Here is a 20,439-nt window from a genome sequence, read left to right as displayed (position 1 = left end):
GGCCGGTTCGCCGGGACCTCGCGCGGCGCCCGTCCAGTCACGGTAACGTCGCGTGCACCATTATCGGGGGCTTTGATCTAGGTTCTTCATTCGCCGGGGGACGATGTTCGATGCTTCGCGCCGATGTGCTGCTGCTCGACCTGGTGATCGTGCTCGGCGCCGCCAGGCTCCTCGGCCGGCTGGCGAGGCGCGTCGGCCAGCCCCCGGTGATCGGCGAGATCGTCGCGGGCATCCTGCTGGGGCCCACCCTGCTCGGCCCGTGGATCGGCGACGACCTGTTCGGGCCGGACATGCGTCCCGCCCTGTCGGCCCTCGCCGACGTGGGCCTGATCCTGTTCATGTTCGTGGTGGGCCTGGAGATCGACCAGAAGCTGGTGCGAGGCAAGGGCAAGGTGGCCGCGTCCATCGCCCTGGGGTCCACCAGCGTGCCGTTCGCGCTCGGGGCGCTGCTCGCCCTCGGCCTGGCGGGACGGCACGCGCACGGCAGGACGACGGCCTTCGTGCTGTTCATGGGCGCCGCGATGTCGGCGACCGCGTTCCCCGTGCTCGCGCGCATCCTGACCGACCGCCAGATGCACCGCACCACGCTCGGCGGGCTCGCGCTCGCCTCCGCCGCGGTCATCGACGTGGTCGCCTGGACCGTACTGGCCGTGGTGGTCGGCATCGCGGGGGCCGAGGCGTCGACCGGCCAGTGGCAGGTCCTGCTGGCCGTCCCCTACACCGCCGTGATGTTACTGGTGGCACGGCCCCTGCTGGCCCGGCTGGTCCCGGCCTTCGACCGGGCGGGGCGGCTCACCCCCGGCCTGCTGTCGATGGTCCTGCTCGGCCTCATCGCCTCGGCCTGGGCCACCGAATGGATGCACGTCCACTTCATCTTCGGAGCCTTCCTGTTCGGCGTGGTCATGCCCCGGGAGGGCGCCGAGCGGCTCAACCACCAGATCCTGGAGCGCCTGGAACAGCTCGCCGTGCTCCTGCTGCTGCCCATGTTCTTCGTCGTCTCCGGGCTGAACGTCGACCTTCGGACACTGACGGTCTCCAGCCTCGGCGTGCTCGCCGCCATCCTCGCGGTGGCGATCGGCGGGAAGCTGGCCGGCTCCTACCTCGGGGCGCGGCTGCGACGGGTGCCGGCCCGGCAGTCGTCCGCCCTGGCCATCCTGCTCAACACCCGTGGCCTCACCGAGATCGTCATCCTGACCGTCGGCCTGCAGAAGGGGGTCCTGGACGGGGAGCTGTACTCCCTCATGGTCCTCATGGCGCTCATCACCACCGCGATGACCGGACCGCTGCTGCGCCGCGTCTACCCCGACCGGCGGGTCGCCAGGGACATCGCCGAGGCCGAGCGCGCCGCCCTCGGCGTGACCGCCGCCCACCGCGTGCTCGCCGTCGTCCCCGGGAATCCGGTGGACGCCGTGGACGCCGACCCGCTCGCCGGGCTGGCCGCCGCCCTGGCGAGCGCCAGGACCCCGTCGGAGGTGGTGCTGGCGCACCTGCAGCCCTATCCTCACGGCCGCCTGGAGGTCGGCGCCGGGCTGTCGTTCGAGCTGGCCGAGATGGCCGAGACGATGGGCGCCCTGGAAGCGCTGGCCGCCAGGGTGCGGGAGCGGGGCCCGAATGCGCGCGTGGTCAGCCGGTTCTCGGCCCAGCCGGGCGCCGAGCTGCCCGGCCTGGTCCTGAGCGCCCAGCCCGACCTGGTGGTGGTCCCCCGCGACGCCCCCGGCCACGAGCGGATCGTCGCCGAGGCCGCCTGCCGCACCGTCACGGTGCTGCCAGGGGCGTACGACGCGGCCGGGCCCGTGGCGGTCCACCACGGCTCCGGGGACGCGGCCGCCCATGTGGCGCTCCAGCTCGCGCTCGCCATGGGCCGCCCGCTGGTCGTGGTCGGCCGGGGGCGGGCCGCGTCCCTGGCGCAGCGTCTGGCCAGGCTCGGCGTGGACGCGACCGCGGCGGCCGGACCCCCGGCCGACGCGCTGGTCATCACCCCTGAGAGCGCCGTGCCGCCGCCGGGCGCGCACCTGCTCGTACGCGCGGAGCAGGACGCCGATCCGGTCGACTGGGCGGGCGTCACGCGCGCGAGGGCGGAGGGCTGAGACGCGCGAGGGCCGGGCGCCCCCCGATCGCATCGGGACGCCCGGCCCTTGTGACTTCCGGCCGTCGCGGTCCGGCCCTCGCGTTCTAGGCCTTGCGGTGCGACTCGTAGCGCATCGTGCGGGACACCCCGACGCGCACCGTCGTGCCGGGCAGGATGGGCACCGGCTCGTTCGGCGGGATGTCGTAGAAGTTCGGGTCGCCGGGCGGCTGCACCTGGGTGCCGTTGACCGAGCCCAGGTCGATGAGGTTGACGTCCCAGCCGTCGAGCTTGACCCGCAGGTGGCGGCGGGAGACCGACCCGTCCGGGCTGGTGACCCTGGCCGGCCTCGCCTCCCCCGAGGTCACTTCGGGGGCGCGCTCGGGATCACGCCCGAGCAGGTAGTCGCTGTCGAGGCGCAGGGTCAGGCCGTCGTCGAGCAGCAGCACCCCGAGCGGCGGCCGCTCCCCCTTGTACGGCACGAGCGTGCGCTGCACCAGGGCGATGCCGCACACCGCGCAGTAGGGGACGCGGGGATCGTTGAAGTGGTCGTTCTTGCAGTCGACACCGTAGACCATGGGGCGGCTCAGCGGCTCTGGGGCCTGACCGACCTCCGTGGGCTCGAGCATCGAGCCCGCCGTCTCCGACTCAGGGCCGTTGACCAGCAGGAACGCCTCGAAGTCCGGTGAGCCCTCCTGCGGTGAAGCACCCCCCGGCGATCCGTTGGCGCCTGAGGAGGCCATCTCCGGGTCGGTGGTCAGAGCGGGCGACGGTTCGAGGTCGCGCCTTCCGGGCGGGTGGGCCTCGCCGGGCGGAGCGGCCGGGACCGGCGGAGGGGGCGTGCCGGGATGGGGCGGCGCCTCGGCCGGGGAGGGCCCGTGGTCCATCGCGAGGGCCGCGGAGACGGCCCCCGCAGGGTGCGGAGGAGCCGGTTGCGAAGGGGCGGGATGCGGGAGGGCGGGGGGCGCCGGTTCGGGATAGGACGGCTCGGGCGACCGGGACGGCTCGGGCCGCGGAGCCGGCCGGGACGGCTCGGAGGCCGCCATGCCCGACGCCGATCGCGACGGCCCCGAGGACATGGGCGGCACCGGGCCGCCTGCCTGGCTGAAGTCGCACGTGACTCCGCCACCGGGGATGACGCCCCCGTCGAGGCGCGCCTGCTTGATCGGCTCTCCCGCGTCGGGCAGGCGCAGCTCCACCGTGGTCACCGGGCCTTGGACCAGGCGGTCGGTCCAGGTGAGGGCGTCCTTGCCGTCGAGCCGCACGTCGGCGCCCGCTCCGGTGATCAGGGCCTGCGCGTCACCGCTGACCAGCACGGCGATGCCGCCGCCCGCGCGGCCGGCGACGGCGCAGGCGACCGGCTCGGCCGTCATCGATCGCGCGAGGACCTGGGCGGCGCGCCGGGCGAGCGCCCGGCCGTCCCCGCCCGCCGCGGCGGTCTGCTGGACCGCCGCGAGCAACTCCTCGGCGACGGCGCCGGCCGCGTCGCACACCAGCAACAGGCCGCCCACATGGGCGATCAGGCCGTTGCCGGGAAGTGGACGCACCACCCCCACGCCTTGCTCCGTCACAGAACTCTCCCTCCCCGAAAACGCCACCGGATGAACGGCACCCGCATCGGACCGTTGGCCACCAGCCAAACACAGATCCATACCACCACGAACTGCGTCCAGAAGGCGGCGGCGGGCGGTACCGGATCTATGAGGCTGCCGATGGCACCGGACCGTAGCAAAAACCACAGCAGAAGTCCTTCTGGCACGAGTGTGAGAAAGCCAAACAGAGTCGGCCAGTCCTTCTCCCAGCGGAACTGCATGAGGAAGTGGTAGACCAGCTCCCACATGACCCCGAGCACGGCGACCGCCAGCAGGACCAGGAACCCCACCCGGTAGTCCCGCGAGAGCGGCCCGGGCAGGCCGGGCAGCACGGGCACGATCAGTGCCGTGATCACCACGCCCACGGTGGCAAGAAGGAACAGCCGCGTCTGAATGCGGCCGATCAGGGTCGGAACCACGGGGGAAGTCTCCTTCTACGGGCTATACGGGCTTGTTGAGAGCCCATTTGAACCACTGGGAGGTCGAGCGCAGCGGGCCCATCCTGCGGCAGAAACCGCGGCTGGACAGGTCGTCGGCGATCTCCTGGGCGGCGATCTGCAGGCCCAGGAAGGTGTCGACACCGGGGAAGTAGCCCCCGAGGGTGGCCGAGCCGGAGGCGTACAGCGCACCATCGCCGCTGGCCGTGCCCTTGACCTCGAAGTGGCGTTCGACCTCCAGGCGTCCGATCGGATTGCGGTGCGCGCCGCCGTGCTCGAGGAGGTCGGCGAGGACGCGGTGCTCGGCGATGTCGGCCTCCAGCCCCGTGCAGTCGACGATGTAGTCGGCGACGGGCTCGCGGATCGTGCCGTCATTGCCGCGCACGTGGCTCAGCATGCGGCCGTCGGGCGCCGGCTCGACCCGTTCCACCGTGCCCTGGACCGCGTGGTAGTAGCCGCCCTCGCGGCCCTTGCGCATCTGCTCCTGCCAGCGCCTGCGCCGTGGGGTGTTGGTGCCGCCCATCTCCTTGTACTTCTGGGCGCGCGCCGGCCCCTCCAGCTTGCGCATCTCGGCCTTGAGCTGACCGCCCCACACCGACTTCGGATAGTTGAAGCCCTGGTAGGCCCAGCCGTCGCCGCCCTTGCGCCGGCTCCACAGGTGGGGGCCGTGCGAGCCGGTCACGAACGTGCGGAAGATGTGGATGATCTGCGTCTGCAGGTGGAACCTCTCGCGGTCGTCGAACAGGCGCTGGAGCACGCGGGAGGCGACGATGCCGCCACCGCGGATCACCACCGTGCCCGGACGGGTCTTGAGGAACTCGTAGACCTGCTCATGTGGCTCGTAGGCGTTCACCACGTGCTGGTAGTCGCCGTACTTCTGCCGGAACTCCTGCAGGTCGGGCAGGAACTTCAGCCCGGGATAGCCCATCGCGAGGTGCACGAAGCGCGACCGGAAGACGATGCGCTTGGTCGGGGCCGTGCCCTCGGGCGGGGTGACCACCGTGAAGTAGCCCCCGCCCGCCCTGCGGCGCACCATGCGGACCTGGCCCTTGACCAGCATCTCCCAGTAGTCGATGCGCTTGGCCTCACGTTCCAGGTTGCGGAAGACCGTGCCCGCCCGGGGTGTCCAGTAGTCGGTGAAGATGGGCTCGGTCGCGATCTGGAACAGGTGGGCCGGGTTCTTGTCGCGCCAGGCCTCCTCCAGAGCGTACGAGGGGAACCCCCACAGGTTGTCCGGCCTGGAGGAGGAGTCGGAGCGGATGCGCTCCGGCCGGGGGATCTGGGAGCACCGGGTCAGGAACTCGTAGGTCTGCCACGGGTGGTCGATGTTGGAGACGACGCGCATCTGCGACGTCGGGACCCCGTAGATCCGCAGGTAGTCGAGCGTGACGAACGATCCGATGCCACCGCCGACCGTGAGGAAGGGAATGTCGTACATGGGGATGCCGGCCGCGGCGACCTGCCGGTCGCTCCACTCGGACGCGCCCAGCAACTCCGGCGTCAGGTCACCGGCGGTGGGGGGTGTGTGAGGCGTAGCCAATGCGAACGTTCCTCATCTGCTTGGCCGACCGGATCGGCTGATCAGAACAGTAGTCTCGGCACGCATGGAAAACGAGTGGGACATAGCGGGCGATCTTCCCCCTGTACGGCTGCCCGCTCTCGTCGGATGCGCTACTGATCAGACGCGTGATCGGCGCCGGAGGTTCGCGTCTCCGCCCCGGTGAACGCTTACGGACCCGTGACGTTCGCCCGATCGCCCGCACCCGGACGCGCGGGATCCGCGGGACCGCCCGTGGCGGCAGAGGTCCGGAACACCGGGGAAGGCGCTCACACCCCGGAGAAGACGCGGTTCACATCGGCGGTGACCAGCACCCCGAAGACGTCACCACCGCGCTCCACCAGCAGATACTCACCTGAAGGGGACCCGCGCATCGCGTCGAGGAGCGACTCCCCCGCCAGGTCGGCCGGGAGCACCAGCGAGGGCTCCAGGCTGCGCGCCAGCGAGCCGACGGTCACCCACGGCCGCCGTTGCTCGGGCGTGGCCGTGACGGCGGCCTCGTTGACGATGGCGATCGGATGGCCATCGTGGTCGACGACGACCATGGCGCCCGCCTGCGCCTCCCGGGCCCGGCGCATGCCCTCGGCCAGCGGCACCTCGGCGGTCACCGGGATGGCCCTCCTGGCGAGCGCGCGGGCCTGGACCTGCGGCATGCGGGCCCGCACCTTGGCCACCCGCAGCGACTGGGACGCCCCGACCCAGATGAAGGAGGCCAGCAGCACCGACCAGAGCAACATGCCCCAGCTCGGCTCCTGGCCGGTCATGAACGACAGCGTCAGCGGCACCACGACCAGGGCGACCGCCAGCACGCGCCCGAACCACGCGGCGGCGATCGTGCCGGAGCCCGCGTTGCGGGTGAGCTTCCACACCCCCGCGCGCAGCATGCGGCCGCCGTCGAGCGGCAGGCCGGGAAGCAGGTTGAACACCCCGACGATGGCGTTGGAGAACCACAGCTGCCAGACAAGGACGTACGGGATGGTGTTCTGGGGGATGACCTTGCTCGCGGCGTAGCCGATCACGGCCAGGCCGAGCGAGAGCAGCGGGCCCGCGAAGGCGACGAGGAACTCCCTGGCCGGCGTCTCCGGCTCGCGCTCGATCTCGGAGACCCCTCCGAGGAGGTAGAGCGTGATGCGGCGCACCGGGAGCCCGAAGTAGCGGGCGACCACGCAGTGCGCGAGCTCGTGCAGCAGCACCGAGACGTAGAGGAAGACGGCGAACACGAAGGCCACCAGATAGGTGACGACCGTGCCCCTGCCGGGCAGATCCGCCGCGACCTGGGGCTGGAAGGTGTAGGTGATGAACGCCGCGACGATCAGCCAGGTCGGCGAGACGTAAACGGGGATGCCGAACGGCCGTCCCATGCGCAGCCCGGGGGAATCAGGCCGTTCAGGGGTCTGGGTGCTCATGATTGTCGTCTTCCTCCTTGTGCCTTGATGCTACGCGCCTCCCGGCGGTGATCGGCCGATCACGTGCTCCCCTCCGGCCTAAAGTGTCGGCCGACTGACTTACAGTTCCGGCATGAGCATTTCGGAGCCGCCCGCGATCGTCGGCACCCTCTCCCCCTCCCGGGCGGGCGACTTCATGACATGTCCGCTGCTCTACCGCTTCCGCGTGATCGACCAGCTGCCCGAGCGGCCCTCCCCGGCGGCCGTGCGCGGCACGCTGGTCCACGCGGTGCTGGAGCGGCTGTACGACCTGCCGGCCGCCGAGCGCACCGTCACGGCGGCGCAGGGTCTGCTCGACCCGCAGTGGGCGCGCCTGCTGGAGCACGCCCCCGAGTACTCCGCCCTGTTCGGCGACGAGACCGAGCGGCTGCGCTGGCTCGGCCAGGCGCGGCAGATGCTCGAGCGCTACTTCGCCCTGGAGGATCCGAGCCGGCTCGAGCCCGCCCAGCGCGAGCTCTATGTCGAGGCGGTGCTCGACAGCGGGCTCATGCTCCGGGGGTACATCGACCGGCTCGACGTGGCGCCGACCGGCGACGTGCGCGTGGTCGACTACAAGACAGGGAGCGCGCCCGGCCCCGACTTCGAGGCCAAGGCGCTGTTCCAGATGAAGTTCTACGCCCTCGTGCTGTGGCGCCTGCACGGCACCGTGCCCCGGCTGCTCCAGCTGATGTACCTCGGCAACGGCGAGATCCTGCGCTACGCCCCCGACGAGGCCGACCTGCGGGCCACCGAGCGCAAGGTGCAGGCGCTCTGGGAGGCCATCGAGCGGTCGCTCACCACCCGTGAGTGGCGGGCCCGCCGGAGCCGGTTGTGTGACTGGTGCGACTACCAGGAGATCTGCCCTGAGTGGGGCGGCACTCCCCCGCCCGTCCCCGACCGCCGCCCCGGCGACACCACCCGCGGGTCCCGCAGGGCGGCCACCGACGAGCTGTGAGTGCTCAAATCGGGCGATTGATGGCGTCCCACTCCTCGTCCCGCAGGGGCGGGATGCCGAGGGCGGCCGCGGCCTCGTCCAGCTCGTCGCGGTCGAGGCTCCAGGAGGTGATGAGGCCCTCGGCCCGCCGCCGCTGGCGCCCGTCCTCCACCAGCCCAGAGACCACGTCGCGCACCCTCCTGACGGTCTCCAGGTTCGCGTGCCGCTGCTCTTCGGGCACCTCGGCGCGACCGTAGGGCAGGAAGATCATCGGCCCTCCTCATGGTGGGAGGGCACGCGCCGGCCGCCCGGCCGTGCCGGAGTCATCGCCCGTGAATCCCCTGGGGCTCCCACTGGACGCCGTGGTTCCACACGCTCACGATGATGCTGTGGCATGTTCGTCATCGCCTCCGCCGTTCACCCGGCCGTTGACCGCTCGCCTTTCCAAGACTGCCGCCTGCCGACTACTCTCGGTACCCAACCGCCTCCATCGCGTATTCGACACCTCGTGTGAAATGGCGTGTGGGAGCCGTCAGGGGGCCAGCCGTACCCGTTCGAACGGAGCGTTGATGCCCGCCCCCCGCGAACTCGACCCCAGCGCCTCCCCGCAGGCGCTCTTCGGCTATGAGCTGCGACGACACCGCACGGCGGCAGGCTGGACGATGGAGCAGCTCGCCCAGAAGATCTGCTTTTCCCTGGCCCTGGTGGGCATGGTCGAGACCGCCAGGCGCACCCCCTCACGCGACTTCGCCGAGCGCTGCGACGAGGCCCTGGAGCTCGACGGGGCCCTGCTCAGGCTCTGGCCGTTCATCAACCGCGCGTCCACTCCCGCCTGGTTCCGCCCCTGGCTGGACGTCGAGCGCGAGGCCGGCACGCTGCACACGTGGCAGCCGCTCATAGTTCCCGGGCTCCTTCAGACCGAGGAGTACGCGCGGGCGATCCTGCTCGGCGAGCCACGGGTGACACAGGAACAGGTAGAGGACAACGTCGCGGCCCGCATGGAGCGCAAGCGCATCTTCGAGCGCCCCGAGCCGCCGATGTTCTGGGCGGTGCTGGACGAGTGCGTCCTGCACCGGCCCGTCGGCGACGCCCAGGTGATGGCGGCCCAGCTCGCCCACCTGATAGAGGCGGGTTCCCTGCCGTACATCACGGTCCAGATCCTGCCGCTCAGCACGTACTCCACCACAGGTCTCGAAGGGGGTTTCATCATCGCGCAGGCTCGAGGCGTCCCCGATACGGTGTACCTCGAATCAGCGGGTCATGGCCAGGTCGTCGATCGGGCGGAAGTGGTCGAGGATCTCACGACCAGATACGAAGTGATCCGCGCTGAGGCGCTCCCCCAGCGCGCGTCGCTCGACATGATCAGGGAGACGATAGAGCGATGGACCACCTGAACGACGAGCTCCGCGAAGCGGCCTGGGTCAAATCCTCCTACTCCGGAAGCAGCGGCGGTGACTGCGTCGAGATCGCCCACCTGCCGGGCGAGCGGATCGGCGTCCGCGACAGCAAGGACCCCACCGGACCCACGCTGGTCTTCAGCGCGGGCGAGTGGACCGACTTCAGCCAGGGCATGAAGGACGGCCGCTTCGGCACCTGAGGTCGGAGGTCCGTGCGATCACGCATGCCGTCGTGCGGACCAGACCCGCCCGTCCTGGAGGGCCACGGTGCGGTGGCGGTACCACTTGACGCCGACGACGCGCTCCTGCACGTCGTGGTCGGTCCACAGAGCCCGGAAGGTCTCGCACTTCGCCGAGATCTCCGTCAGCACCCTGGGAGGCGACCTAGAGCCCGGCGGCTCACCTCGGGAGCCGGTTCGCTCCGCCCGGAGGGGATGTCCTTCCGGGGGATGAGGGCGATATCCATCCTCAGCAGGGTGGCCGACAACCAGGACGTCCTAAATTGAAGGGGTGCGCACCACCCCCGGCAGTCCGCGAGCCTGGCTGAGAAGGCATCCCCTGTTCGGCGACTCGGCTCTCGCGGCGGTCCTGGCGGGGGTCTCCATCGCGGCGACGGTGGTCATCGGCACCGGCGACACCTCCGGGTACGGCCCGGCCAAGGCGCCCGACGCTCTCAGCGTCACCCTGATCGTGCTGGGGTTGGCGCCGCTGGTGCTCCGCAGGCGCTGGCCGTTCGTGCTGCTCTGCGTCGCCGCGCTTCCCCAGATCGCGCTGGCCGCGCTGCACTACGACGGCGGGTCCACCGCGGTGGCCTCGCTCATCCTGCTGTACACCGTGGCGGCCTACCGGGGGCTGGCGCTCAGCCTCGCCGCCGCCGCGGTCGCCGCGCTCGCGTACGCCCTCAAGGTGATCCTGGACGACGACCCGGCGAACTGGACCCGGCACACGTTCGCCATGGTGGTGGCCATCGCCGTCTGGGTGGTCGGCCGCTCGGTACGGCTTCGCCGGGCCTACCTCGCCGAACTGGTCGACCGGGCGGAGCGGCTGGAGCGGGCGCGGGACGCCGACACCCGGGCCGCCCGCGCGGAGGAGAGGTCCCGCATCGCCCGCGAGTTGCACGACGTCGTGGCCCACCACGTGAGCGTGATGACGGTCCAGGCCGCCGCCGCCCGCAAGGTCCTCGACACCCGGCCAGAGGCGGCCAAGGACGCGCTGATGGCCATCGAGGAGATGGGCAGGACCGCCATGCGCGAGATGCGGGGCATCGTCGGGGTCCTTCGCACCGATGGAGAGACCGGCGAGCTCTCCCCGCAGCCCGGCATGGGGGACCTTCCCGGCCTGGTCGACCAGATGCGTGAGGCCGGCCTGCGCGCGCAGCTCTGGATCGAGGGCGAGCGGCGGATCCTTCCCCCGGGCATCGACCTGGCCGCCTACCGCCTGATCCAGGAGGCCCTGACGAACAGCCTGCGGCACGCGGGGCCTGCCGCGCGGGCGTGGGTGACCGTACGCCACGAGCCGAGCGAGCTTCTGGTGCAGGTGGAGGACGACGGGCTGGGCGGGACGGGGGAGTTCGCACGCGGGCCGGACGACAGACCCGGTCACGGTCTCGTCGGCATACGTGAGCGAGTTGCCCTTTATGGTGGAATCCTGCGGATCGGCCCGCGCCATGGGGGTGGATTCGAGGTACGGGCCCGATTCCCCCTCAAGGACTGACAAATGACTATCCGTGTGCTGCTGGTCGACGACCAGCCACTCCTGCGCACCGGCTTCCGGCTCATCCTGGAGGCCGAGAACGACATCACGGTGGTGGGAGAGGCGGGCAACGGGTCCACAGCGCAGGACCAGTCCAGAGCCCTGCTTCCCGACGTGGTCCTCATGGACATCCGCATGCCCGGCGTGGACGGCATCGACGCGACCCGGCGCATCGTGCGCGACGCCGCCCCCGGCGCCCACGTACCCCGCGTCCTGGTGCTGACCACCTTCGACCTGGACGAGTACATCGTCGAGGCCCTGCGGGCGGGCGCCAGCGGCTTCCTGCTCAAGGACGTGCCGCCGGACGAGCTCGTGCAGGCGATCCGCGTGGTGGCCGCCGGGGACGCCATCGTGGCGCCGAGCGTGACAAGGCGCCTGCTCGACAAGTTCGCCGCCCGGCTGCCCTCGGCCCACCAGCAGGCCACCCCGGCACGCGTCCACCGGCTGACCGAGCGCGAGCTGGAGGTGCTGCGCCTGATCGCCAAGGGCATGTCGAACGCCGAGATCGCCGCCGAACTCGTGGTCAGCGAGACGACGGTGAAGACCCACGTGGGCAACGTGCTCACCAAGCTGGCGCTGCGCGACCGGGTGCAGGCCGTGGTCCTCGCCTACGAGACCGGCCTGATCACCCCGGGCGCGATCCCCTGACCGGCCCCGGCCCGCGCCGGAGCCGGGGGCCCGGGTGAGGACTCCGCCGCCTCCGCGGGTACGGGCGCCCGTAGGCGCCGCACCCGGACCTCAGGCGGGGACGGTCGTGCCGGTGTCTCCCGACACGGCGTCCGTCGGAGCGTTCTCGGGGAAGTGGCAGGCGACCTGGTGACCGGTGGCCAGCTCCGCCAGCGGCGGCTCGACGGTCTTGCAGATCTCCTGGGCCTTCCAGCAGCGGGTGTGGAACCGGCAGGCCGGCGGCGGGTTGATCGGGCTCGGCACGTCTCCCTGGAGCCGGATGCGCTCGCGCGCGTTGCGCCGCTTGACGTCGGGCACGGGCACGGCCGACAGCAGCGCGGTGGTGTACGGGTGCATCGGCGACTCGTACAGGTTCTTGCGGTCGGCGATCTCGACGATCTTGCCGAGGTACATGACGGCGACCCGGTCGCTGATGTGCCGGACCACCGACAGGTCGTGCGCGATCACCACGTAGGTGAGGTCGAGCTCGTTCTGCAGGTCCTCGAGCAGGTTGACGACCTGCGCCTGGATGGACACGTCGAGCGCCGACACCGGCTCGTCCGCGATGATCAGCTTCGGCTTGAGCGCCAGCGTGCGGGCGATGCCGATGCGCTGCCGCTGGCCGCCGGAGAACTCGTGCGGATAGCGGTTGTAGTGCTCGGGGTTCAGCCCCACCAGCTCAAGGATGTCCTGGACGGCCTTCTTGGTGCCGTGCTCGGTCTGCACGCCCTGGATGCGGAACGGCGCTCCCACGATGGCGCCGACGGTGTGGCGCGGGTTCAGCGAGCTGTAGGGATCCTGGAAGATCATCTGCATGTCGCGGCGGAGCGGGCGCAGGTCGCCCTGCGACATGTGGCTGATGTCCCTGCCCTCGAAGACGATCTTCCCGCCGGTCGGCTCCAGCAGCCGGGTGATCAGGCGGCCGGTCGTGGTCTTGCCACAGCCGGACTCCCCCACCAGGCCGAGCGTCTCGCCCTTGACCACGTCGAAGGTCAGCCCGTCGACGGCCTTGACGGCTCCGACCTGGCGCCTGAACAGCCCCTTGGTGATCGGGAAGTGCTTCTCGAGGCCCTGGACGGACAGCAAGGCCTCAGGTGACTCACTCACACGGACTCCAGGTTGGGCTTGATCTCGTTCTCCCAGATGGCGTGCCGTTCCTCCCGGGACATGTGGCAGCGCACCAGATGGCCGCCCTCGGTCTCCAGGAGCTCGGGGACCTCCGTGTCGGCCTTGCCCTGCGTGCGGCCCTCGAAGGCGCAGCGCGGATGGAAGGCGCACCCGTTGGGCACGTTGATCAGGGAAGGCGGGGTGCCCTTGATGGGCATCAGCCGCTCGGTGCGCTCACGGTCGAGCCGGGGCATCGATCCGAGCAGGCCCCAGGTGTAGGGGTGCTCGGGCCGCTCGAAGATGTCCTCGGCGGTGCCGTACTCGATGCACTTGCCGCCGTACATCACCAGGATGTCGTCGGCCAGCTCGGCCACCACGCCCAGGTCGTGGGTGATGATGATCAGCGCGGAGTTGAACTCCTGCTGCAGGTCGCGCATCAGGTCGAGGATCTGCGCCTGGACGGTCACGTCGAGGGCCGTGGTCGGCTCGTCGGCGATCAGCAGCTCAGGGTCGCACGAGAGCGCCATCGCGATCATCGCGCGCTGGCGCATGCCGCCGGAGAACTCGTGGGGATAGCTGTCGACCCGCCTGTCCGGCTGCGGGATGCCCACCCGGCCGAGCATGTCGATCGCGTGCTTGCGCGCGACGGCCTTGCTGACCTGGTGGTGGATCCGGTAGGCCTCGATGATCTGCGCGCCCACGGTGTAGTAGGGGTGCATGGCCGACAGCGGATCCTGGAAGATCATCGCCATCTTCTTGCCGCGCAGGGTGCGGACGTGCTCGGGGGTGGCGGAGACCAGCTCCTCCCCGTCGAGCCAGATCTCCCCGGTGATCTTGGCCCGGGTGCCCTTGTGGAGGCCCAGGATGCCGAGGCTGGTGACGCTCTTGCCCGAACCGGACTCGCCCACGATGCCGAGGGTCTTGCCGCGCTCCAGCCGGAACGAGAGCCCGTCGACCGATTTGACCAGACCGTCGTCGGTCGGGAAGTGGATCCGAAGATCGTTCAGCTGGAGAAAGCTCACGTGAGCCTCACTCTCGGGTCGACCACCGCGTACAGGAGGTCGACGACCAGGTTCGCCAGGACGACGAAGAAGGCGGCGACCAGGGTGACGCCCATGACCTTCGGCAGGTCCTGGTTGGTGATCGCGTCGATGGCGTACTTGCCGATGCCCGGCAGCGAGAAGGTGCTCTCGGTGAGCACCGCGCCGCCCATCAGGAGCCCGAGGTCGAGGCCGAAGATCGTTAGAATCGGCGTGAGCGCGCCTCGCAGGCCGTGCTTGAAGACGACCGTGCGCTCCGCCAGGCCCTTGGCGCGGGCCGTGCGTATGTAGTCCTCGTTCATCGTCTCCAGCATGCCTGATCGCGTGAGCCGGGCGTACCCGGCCGCGTACAGGAAGGCCAGCGTGATCCATGGAAGCGTCAGGTTGTACGCCCACATGACCGGGTTGTCGAAGAACGGGGTGAAGCTGCCGCCGGGCGCCGCGAGCGCGAAGGGACGGCCGTAGCTGAACACCACCAGCGAGACGATGCCGGTGAAGAAGATGGGGAGCGAGACGCCGCCGAGCGCGATGGTCATCGCCGCCCGGTCGAAGAAGCTGCCGCGTCTCAGCGCGGAGATCACCCCGGTGGCCACGCCCCCGATCAGCCAGATCACCGCCGCCCCGAGAGACAGCGATATCGTCACCGGCAGCCGGTTGAGCAGGTCGGGCCACACGGGCAGCCGGGTGAGGAACGAGTAACCGAAACACGGTGCCGGGCAGTGCTCCACGCCGGGGCCGTAGTCATACTCGGCACCCGCGACCAGGCCCTTGGCGAACCGGCCGTACTGGACGACCAGCGGATCGTTGAAGCCGAGCTTCTCGGCCGCGACCTTCACCTGCTCGGCGCTGGCCGTACGGCCGACGTAGCGCGTGGCGAGGCTCTCCGAGGTGGCGCCCGCCAGGCGGGGCACCAAGAAGAAGATGGCAAAGGTGATCACGCTCACGATGGCGAGCATGAAGACACCCCAGATCAGGCGCCGGATGATGTATGTGGCCACAGTCCCCCCGGCTCCGGGGGCCGGCCGGTCGGCCGGCCCCCTGCCGCGTTCACGTGTCTATCGGATCTATCGGATGGGTGTGGGCGTTTACTCGAGGCCCATGTTGAGGTAGTCGTACATGCCGGTCGCGTCGCTGACGAAGACGTTCGTCACGCCCTTGCCACGGAGCAGCAGGCTCTTGGCCCACAGGCCGGGCAGGATGAACGCGTTGTCCATGACCTTCTGGTCGATCTGCGCCCAGATCGGCTCCCGCTTGGCGGTGTCGGTCTCCAGCGAGGCCTGGTCGAGCAGCTTGTCGACCTCGGGGTCGCGCACGCTGATGTTCGAGGAGCCACCGGTCTCACGGATCACGCGGCTGTCGACGATCTGCTGCAGGAAGCCGTAGCCGTCGGGCCAGTCGGCACCCCAGCCGTTGATGGCCAGGCCGAGCTTGTTGTCCTTGGCGTAACCGGGCTTGCCGGCGTACAGGGCGAAGTAGTCGGCCTGCGGGAACGGCTTCAGCGTGAGCTTGATGCCGACCTTGGCCAGGGACTGCTGCAGCGCTTCGGCGGTCGCCTTCTCCTTCGGACGCTCGGCCCGGTAGGAGATGTTGGTCTCGAAGCCGTTCGGCTGGCCGCAGGCCGTGAGGTGCTCCTTGGCCTTGGTGACGTCACCGTGGTTGTCCGGCCCGCTGGGGTAGGGGTTGATGTCCGCGTGGCCGGGGATGCCCGGGGGCAGCAGACTGGTCGCGATCTGGCCACCGGAGAACTCGCCTCCGTAGGCGGTCTGGTAGGCCACCTTGTCCGCGGCGTACTCCACGGCCTTGCGGCAGTCGAGGTTGTCCAGCGGCTTCACGTTGCCGTTGATCGACGTGTACCACAGGCGCGTGATCGTCGGGTTGTCCGTGTTGGCCTTGAGGTTCGGGTCGGTCAGCACGCGGCCGAGGGTGGCCGGCTGGGCGCCGGTGCCCGCGATGTCGACGTGCAGGTCGCCGGAGAGGACCCGGTTGTCGATGTCGTCCGCGTTGACGTTGGTCCGGACGTCGTAACCGTCGGGCAGCGCCTTGCGGTTCGGGTCGGTGGCGGGGTCCCACTGGTCGTTGCGGACCAGGTTGAAGCCCTTGCCGATGTCGTTCTTGTCGAACTTGTACGGCCCGGAGGAGATCACGTGCTCGCGGTACTTCGCGCCCGTGTCCTTGGCCTCGGGGACCGGGATCGTCGCCGGAAGCTGCGCGAAGTAGTCGAAGCCACTGTAGGGCTGCTTCAGGTGGAAGACGATCGTCTGGTCGTCGGGGGTCGAGATCGCGCTGTCGACGTTGACGCCCTTGGACTTGTAGGGGCCCTTGTAGTCCTTGGGCCAGTCGAGGGTGTCGTTGAAGTAGGTGTACCCGTCCGGGAACACCTCCTTGTCGAACGACCGCATGACGCCGTACTTGACGTCCTTGGACGTGATCGGCGTGCCGTCCTCGAACTTGACGCCCGCACGCAGCTTGTACGTCCAGGTCTTGGCGTCGTCACTGGGGACGCCCAGGGTCTCGGCGAGGTCCGGGACGAGCTCGCTGCTCTCCTTGCCGGGAGCCGGCTTGAACATCACCAGGGCACGGCCGTACAGCCGGATGAAGTTCCAGGAGTAGCCGTAGTAGGTGTCGGCGGGGTCGAGGGAGTCCCAGTCGCCGGCGTTGGCGAACTTCATGATCCCACCCTTCTTGTCAGAAGGGTTGTACACCTGCGTGAGAGCGGCGTTGAACGCGGCCTTCGCGCCACCGCCCGCCGGCGCCGCGCCGGACTGGCTCGGCGTCGCCGTCGGGCCGCCACCACAGGCGGCCAGAGCCAGGGCGAGAACCGCGCCCATGGCGGTCACCCCCAGTGTGGTCTTTCTCATCATCTACAAAACCCCTTGTTGTCGGAGCCAGGAACTTACGGGGGAACCAGATCGAGCTCAGCGGGCCCTCGGGTCGAGGGCGTCGCGTAGACCGTCACCGAGGAGGTTGAAGGCCAGCACGGTGATGAAGATCGCCATGCCGGGGAAGAACATGAAGTGCGGGATCGTGTAGAAGCGGACGGCATCCGAGAGCATGCCGCCCCAGGTGGGCGTGGGCGGGCGCACACCGACGCCGAGGAACGACAGCGCGGCCTCGAAGACGATGTTCGTCGGGATCAGGAGCGTGGCGTAGACCAGGATCGGCGCCACCAGGTTGGGCAGCATCTCCCGGAAGATGATGTACGGGCCGCGGGCGCCGAGGCTGCGGGCCGCGTCGACGAACTCCCGCTCCCGCAGCGACAGGGTCTGGCCGCGCATGATGCGCCCGATATAAGGCCAGTTGAAGAAGCCGATGATGAACACCAGCAGCGAGACGCGCAACGCGTCACCGGAGAGGCCGAACGCGGAGTCGGGCACGATGCCGGCAAGGGCGATGGCGAAGACCAGGAGCGGGAAGGCGAGGAAGACGTCCATCGTCTTGCTGATGACCGAGTCGACCCAGCCCCCGAAGTAGCCCGCCATGATCCCGAGCGTGGTGCCGAGGACCACCGACAGCAGCGTGGCCAGGAAGGCGATCAGCAGCGAGATGCGGGCGCCGTAGATGATACGGCTGAAGATGTCGCGGCCGTTGACGGGCTCGACACCGAACGGATGCTCCCAGCTGATGGCGGTGCCGTCCTTGGGCGCCATCGTCTCGGAGCTGATGAGGTCCTGGTTGAAGTCGGTGGGCGGGTGTCCCAGCCAGCCGACGATCAAGGGAGCGAAGGCCGCCACCAGGATGAGAAAGATCACGATGCCGGCACCGGTGAGCGCCACCTTGTCGCGCTTGAGGCGCATCCATGCGATCTGGCCGAGAGAACGGCCCTGGATCGCCTTGGCGCGTGACCCTTCGAGCACGGCTTCCGGCGCGGCCTCGAGCTCCGTGCCGGAGACATCGAGCGGTGCGGTCATGTGTCGGCCCCCTGGATCCCAGACGACGTTGTCCGTCTGACGCGCCGCCCTGCCATTGGTGGCCGGCGGAGGTCGCCATCTTTTCGAGCAGGCCGAGTGTACGGCCCCCGGACGCAGAATCTATGTGCTGAGCTGCACTGACCAGTACCTCAGCGCGCTATGTGGCTCAACTGTGATTCATGCGAAATTCATTCGTGTTGATCTTGGATGGAATGTCCGGGGCCCGTTCGGGTTGTGTCCCGAAACCGTGACACGGCGCGGAGACCCTCTACGGCAGGCGCGATGCGGCGCGGAGCGGCCGGATCCGGGGCCGCCCGCGGCTTGACGATCAAGGCCGGGGCTCGTGGAACCGATCTTATCGAGGGCCTCTGGAGCCGCATCGGGGGATCTTGCGGACTGAGACGTCGTTATCCGAACGTAACAGGGTCCGGCGCCGTATCCCTGATGACGGCGCGTGCCGTCACGGGCCAGTTCGGCGGCGAGGAGCATCGATGATCGGCACTCCAAGGGGGTACCGGACCATGTCCTGTGAGCTACCGGGCGACGAGGCGATCGTCGTCAAGGCGCGGGACATTGTGCGGCGGACGCTCGTGGGCTGGGATCTGCCGGATCTGATGGACGACGTGGTTCTCATGGTGAGCGAGCTGGTCACCAACGCCATCGCCCACGGCGCTCCCCCCATAGGGCTGTCGCTGCGCGCCGGTGATGGAGCGCTCCGTGGGGAGGTGACCGACAACGGCTCCGGATTGCCACGCCGGCTGCACGTGGACAGGCACGTCGACCACGGCCGCGGCCTGGTGATCGTGGACGCCCTGGCCGACCAGTGGGGGCTGACCGCCTGCCCCGGCCGAACCGGCAAGAGCGTCTGGTTCATCCGCTGCCTACGCCACCGGCACCCCTGACCGCCACCGGCCCCGTCCACCACCCCGGTGAACCCGGCCGACGGCCGGCCATCTGCCGTTAGCAGCCAGCCTGTTCGTCCCTCAGCCGTTAGCAGCCAGCCGGTCCGTCCCTCAGCCGTTAGAGGCCGGCCGGCGGCCCCGCGTCCGGCCGCCGGACAGGCTAGCTGATGCCCCGGCGCTTGAGGATCTCCTCGATGTCGGACAGGTCGTCCTCGGCCGGGGCCGCGGACTTGGGCGGCAGGGGCCTGCGGTTGGGCAGTGTGGGAGCGGCTGCGCCCGGGATCGCGCCCGGGGCGGGCTGCTTCTCGGGACGGCCCTCCGGCTTGGCCACCGCGGCGCCCGCGCGCCTCCTGCGCAGCACGCCGGAGACCAGGAACAGCACCGCCGACAGGCCCGCCACGGCGACGCCCACCCACACCTTCGGCGAGAACACCAGACCGGTGACGAAGCCGACCACGGCCGTACCGGCCGTCCAGAGGGCCGGCAGCGCGCCGGTGAGGTAGGCCGCCATCGGGATCAACGACCACGCGGCCACCCGCAGGCCCGCTCCGGCACCGCGCCTGCGGAACGCCATGAAGCTCAGCACCAGGCCGACTGCGGTCAGCCCCGCGCACAGCGGAAACCAGGCGATCTGGTTGAACGACATAACGGCTCGCCCCCTTTGTCGTGGCTTACCGTTCCATCCTGGCACGCCATAAGGCCACGGCCCCTCCTCCGCAAGGATGGCCCTCCCCCTACCCGGAAGCAGGGATCACCCCCTACGGGATCGCCCCGGGCCACCCCGGACGAACCCTCGGCCGTACGCCGCATCAATCCCTCGGCCGTACGCCGCATCAATGCGGGAGACGGCACACCCTCACGCTCCCCGGCCGGTGACGGCGAGGAAGAGGGGGTCAGCTGAGGACGAGGGCTTGGAGGGTGGGGAGGTCTATTTGCTTGAGGGTGTCGGCCACCAGGCGGCGGGGGCCCGGTGGGATGGGGAGGACGCTGGGTACCGCCACGACGGCGCAGCCTGCGGCCGTGGCCGCAGCGACGCCGTTCGGCGAGTCCTCAAGGGCGGCGCAGCGCGCCGGGTCGGCGCCGAGCATGCGCGCGGCCCGCAGGTAGGGCTCGGGGTCGGGTTTGTAGCGCTGGACGTCGTCGCCGGTCACCACGATGTCGAAGTTGGCGGGCCCGATGGCGCCGATCACCGCCTCGGCGACGATCCGGGTGGAGGAGGTGACCAGGCCGGTGGGCACTCCGGAGGCGCGGACCTCGGCCAGCAGCTCGGCGGCTCCCGGCATCAGGTCGAAGCCCTGCGCGAGCAGGACGAGGAGACCGTCGAGCAACCAGGCCTCCAGCTCGGCCGGATGCCGGTCGGACCCGCTCCTCTGGAGCATGTAGGACACCGTCGCCGGCATGGAGCCGCCGACCAGTTGCTCCTGGTCGGCGGTGTCCCATCGTGCCCCAAGGCGCCGCATCACCTCTGACTCGACCTGGAACCAGAGCTTCTCGGTGTCGACGAGCAGCCCGTCCATGTCGAAGAGAACCGCGTCCAATGAAATCCCCCTGACGACGCATGACGTAGTCCGACGACCGTACCGTCTCGCCGCGAGGGCTCAGACGTTGAAGTACTTGGCTTCGGGGTGGTGCACGATCAGCGCGGAGGTGGCCTGTT

The 20,439-nt window shown here is 70.0% G+C and carries 20 protein-coding genes; 7 read left to right on the top strand and 13 right to left on the bottom strand.

Annotated elements, in window-relative coordinates; genetic code table 11:
* The first annotated feature begins 110 nt into the window (after positions 1–110).
* Positions 111–2,087: a cation:proton antiporter gene (locus tag ABD810_RS20975; protein ID WP_344942775.1), complete on the top strand. Its 1,977-nt coding sequence runs from the start codon at positions 111–113 to the stop codon at positions 2,085–2,087.
* A gap of 85 nt (positions 2,088–2,172) precedes the next feature.
* Here ABD810_RS20975 and ABD810_RS20970 read toward each other — a convergent pair whose 3' ends face one another.
* The 4 genes from ABD810_RS20970 to ABD810_RS20955 form a co-directional block, all read right to left on the bottom strand.
* A complete protein-coding gene (locus ABD810_RS20970; protein ID WP_344942772.1) occupies positions 2,173–3,636 on the bottom strand; it encodes an FHA domain-containing protein in 1,464 nt (487 codons plus the stop codon).
* Complete coding sequence (locus ABD810_RS20965) at positions 3,633–4,076, bottom strand: hypothetical protein (RefSeq protein ID WP_344942770.1); 444 nt, start codon at positions 4,074–4,076, stop codon at positions 3,633–3,635. Before ABD810_RS20965 ends, ABD810_RS20970 begins: the two co-directional genes overlap by 4 nt.
* A 22-nt stretch (positions 4,077–4,098) precedes the next feature.
* The gene (locus ABD810_RS20960; protein WP_344942767.1) at positions 4,099–5,634 is read right to left on the bottom strand and encodes a hypothetical protein; all 1,536 of its coding nucleotides are present in this window, start codon (positions 5,632–5,634) and stop codon (positions 4,099–4,101) included.
* A 287-nt stretch (positions 5,635–5,921) separates the two neighbouring features.
* A complete protein-coding gene (locus ABD810_RS20955; protein ID WP_344942765.1) occupies positions 5,922–7,058 on the bottom strand; it encodes a site-2 protease family protein in 1,137 nt (378 codons plus the stop codon).
* Positions 7,059–7,170: 112 nt separating this feature from the next.
* On the opposite strand from ABD810_RS20955, the gene ABD810_RS20950 reads away from it, so the two are divergent.
* Positions 7,171–8,031 carry a RecB family exonuclease gene (locus ABD810_RS20950; protein ID WP_344942762.1) on the top strand — a complete coding sequence of 287 codons (861 nt, stop codon included), beginning with the start codon at positions 7,171–7,173 and terminating at the stop codon, positions 8,029–8,031.
* A 4-nt stretch (positions 8,032–8,035) separates the two neighbouring features.
* On the opposite strand, the gene ABD810_RS20945 is transcribed toward ABD810_RS20950, so the two are convergent.
* The gene (locus ABD810_RS20945; protein WP_344942759.1) at positions 8,036–8,281 is read right to left on the bottom strand and encodes a hypothetical protein; all 246 of its coding nucleotides are present in this window, start codon (positions 8,279–8,281) and stop codon (positions 8,036–8,038) included.
* Positions 8,282–8,579: 298 nt separating this feature from the next.
* Between ABD810_RS20945 and ABD810_RS20940 the strand changes: the two genes are divergently transcribed.
* Both ABD810_RS20940 and ABD810_RS20935 read left to right on the top strand, forming a co-directional pair.
* Positions 8,580–9,404, top strand: a complete 825-nt coding sequence (locus tag ABD810_RS20940) for a helix-turn-helix domain-containing protein (protein ID WP_344942756.1) — start codon at positions 8,580–8,582, stop codon at positions 9,402–9,404.
* Complete coding sequence (locus ABD810_RS20935; RefSeq protein WP_344942752.1) at positions 9,392–9,607, top strand: DUF397 domain-containing protein; 216 nt, start codon at positions 9,392–9,394, stop codon at positions 9,605–9,607. The genes ABD810_RS20940 and ABD810_RS20935 overlap by 13 nt, the downstream gene beginning before the upstream one ends.
* An 18-nt stretch (positions 9,608–9,625) precedes the next feature.
* Here ABD810_RS20935 and ABD810_RS20930 read toward each other — a convergent pair whose 3' ends face one another.
* A complete protein-coding gene (locus ABD810_RS20930; protein ID WP_344943415.1) occupies positions 9,626–9,898 on the bottom strand; it encodes an MmyB family transcriptional regulator in 273 nt (90 codons plus the stop codon).
* Between the two features lie 19 nt (positions 9,899–9,917).
* On the opposite strand from ABD810_RS20930, the gene ABD810_RS20925 reads away from it, so the two are divergent.
* Both ABD810_RS20925 and ABD810_RS20920 read left to right on the top strand, forming a co-directional pair.
* Positions 9,918–11,120 carry a sensor histidine kinase gene (locus ABD810_RS20925; RefSeq protein WP_344942749.1) on the top strand — a complete coding sequence of 401 codons (1,203 nt, stop codon included), beginning with the start codon at positions 9,918–9,920 and terminating at the stop codon, positions 11,118–11,120.
* 3 nt (positions 11,121–11,123) lie between these two features.
* Positions 11,124–11,807: a response regulator gene (locus tag ABD810_RS20920; protein ID WP_344942746.1), complete on the top strand. Its 684-nt coding sequence runs from the start codon at positions 11,124–11,126 to the stop codon at positions 11,805–11,807.
* Positions 11,808–11,897: 90 nt separating this feature from the next.
* On the opposite strand, the gene ABD810_RS20915 is transcribed toward ABD810_RS20920, so the two are convergent.
* The 5 genes from ABD810_RS20915 to ABD810_RS20895 form a co-directional block, all read right to left on the bottom strand.
* Positions 11,898–12,932, bottom strand: a complete 1,035-nt coding sequence (locus tag ABD810_RS20915) for an ABC transporter ATP-binding protein (protein WP_344942744.1) — start codon at positions 12,930–12,932, stop codon at positions 11,898–11,900.
* Positions 12,929–13,954, bottom strand: a complete 1,026-nt coding sequence (locus ABD810_RS20910; RefSeq protein WP_344942741.1) for an ABC transporter ATP-binding protein — start codon at positions 13,952–13,954, stop codon at positions 12,929–12,931. Before ABD810_RS20910 ends, ABD810_RS20915 begins: the two co-directional genes overlap by 4 nt.
* Positions 13,951–14,970, bottom strand: a complete 1,020-nt coding sequence (locus ABD810_RS20905; RefSeq protein WP_344942738.1) for an ABC transporter permease — start codon at positions 14,968–14,970, stop codon at positions 13,951–13,953. Before ABD810_RS20905 ends, ABD810_RS20910 begins: the two co-directional genes overlap by 4 nt.
* An 87-nt stretch (positions 14,971–15,057) precedes the next feature.
* The gene (locus tag ABD810_RS20900; protein ID WP_344942735.1) at positions 15,058–16,833 is read right to left on the bottom strand and encodes an ABC transporter substrate-binding protein; all 1,776 of its coding nucleotides are present in this window, start codon (positions 16,831–16,833) and stop codon (positions 15,058–15,060) included.
* 54 nt (positions 16,834–16,887) lie between these two features.
* On the bottom strand, positions 16,888–17,880 hold the full coding sequence (locus tag ABD810_RS20895) for an ABC transporter permease (RefSeq protein ID WP_344942732.1): 993 nt from the start codon (positions 17,878–17,880) through the stop codon (positions 16,888–16,890).
* A gap of 491 nt (positions 17,881–18,371) precedes the next feature.
* Between ABD810_RS20895 and ABD810_RS20890 the strand changes: the two genes are divergently transcribed.
* A complete protein-coding gene (locus tag ABD810_RS20890; RefSeq protein WP_344942730.1) occupies positions 18,372–18,782 on the top strand; it encodes an ATP-binding protein in 411 nt (136 codons plus the stop codon).
* Positions 18,783–18,942: 160 nt separating this feature from the next.
* Here ABD810_RS20890 and ABD810_RS20885 read toward each other — a convergent pair whose 3' ends face one another.
* Together ABD810_RS20885 and ABD810_RS20880 are read right to left on the bottom strand one after the other, a co-directional pair.
* Positions 18,943–19,428 (bottom strand): cellulose synthase, encoded by a 486-nt coding sequence (locus ABD810_RS20885; RefSeq protein ID WP_344942727.1) that lies wholly within the window; start codon positions 19,426–19,428, stop codon positions 18,943–18,945.
* Positions 19,429–19,675: 247 nt separating this feature from the next.
* Positions 19,676–20,320 carry an HAD family hydrolase gene (locus tag ABD810_RS20880; RefSeq protein WP_344942725.1) on the bottom strand — a complete coding sequence of 215 codons (645 nt, stop codon included), beginning with the start codon at positions 20,318–20,320 and terminating at the stop codon, positions 19,676–19,678.
* Positions 20,321–20,439 lie beyond the last annotated feature (119 nt).

It is taken from the genome of Sphaerisporangium flaviroseum (assembly GCF_039537005.1).
GTDB lineage: Bacteria > Actinomycetota > Actinomycetes > Streptosporangiales > Streptosporangiaceae > Sphaerisporangium > Sphaerisporangium flaviroseum.
This window is presented reverse-complemented; position numbering and strand designations above follow the sequence as displayed.

Bases quoted from the DNA above. Each gene is read 5' to 3' on its own strand.
- ABD810_RS20975 (WP_344942775.1), top strand. From the start codon at position 111: ATGCTTCGCGCCGATGTGCTGCTGCTCGACCTGGTGATCGTGCTCGGC.
- ABD810_RS20940 (WP_344942756.1), top strand. From the start codon at position 8,580: ATGCCCGCCCCCCGCGAACTCGACCCCAGCGCCTCCCCGCAGGCGCTC.
- ABD810_RS20895 (WP_344942732.1), bottom strand. From the start codon at position 17,880: ATGACCGCACCGCTCGATGTCTCCGGCACGGAGCTCGAGGCCGCGCCG.
- ABD810_RS20945 (WP_344942759.1), bottom strand. From the start codon at position 8,281: ATGATCTTCCTGCCCTACGGTCGCGCCGAGGTGCCCGAAGAGCAGCGG.
- ABD810_RS20885 (WP_344942727.1), bottom strand. From the start codon at position 19,428: ATGTCGTTCAACCAGATCGCCTGGTTTCCGCTGTGCGCGGGGCTGACC.
- ABD810_RS20955 (WP_344942765.1), bottom strand. From the start codon at position 7,058: ATGAGCACCCAGACCCCTGAACGGCCTGATTCCCCCGGGCTGCGCATG.
- ABD810_RS20950 (WP_344942762.1), top strand. From the start codon at position 7,171: ATGAGCATTTCGGAGCCGCCCGCGATCGTCGGCACCCTCTCCCCCTCC.
- ABD810_RS20890 (WP_344942730.1), top strand. From the start codon at position 18,372: ATGATCGGCACTCCAAGGGGGTACCGGACCATGTCCTGTGAGCTACCG.
- ABD810_RS20920 (WP_344942746.1), top strand. From the start codon at position 11,124: ATGACTATCCGTGTGCTGCTGGTCGACGACCAGCCACTCCTGCGCACC.
- ABD810_RS20935 (WP_344942752.1), top strand. From the start codon at position 9,392: ATGGACCACCTGAACGACGAGCTCCGCGAAGCGGCCTGGGTCAAATCC.
- ABD810_RS20900 (WP_344942735.1), bottom strand. From the start codon at position 16,833: ATGATGAGAAAGACCACACTGGGGGTGACCGCCATGGGCGCGGTTCTC.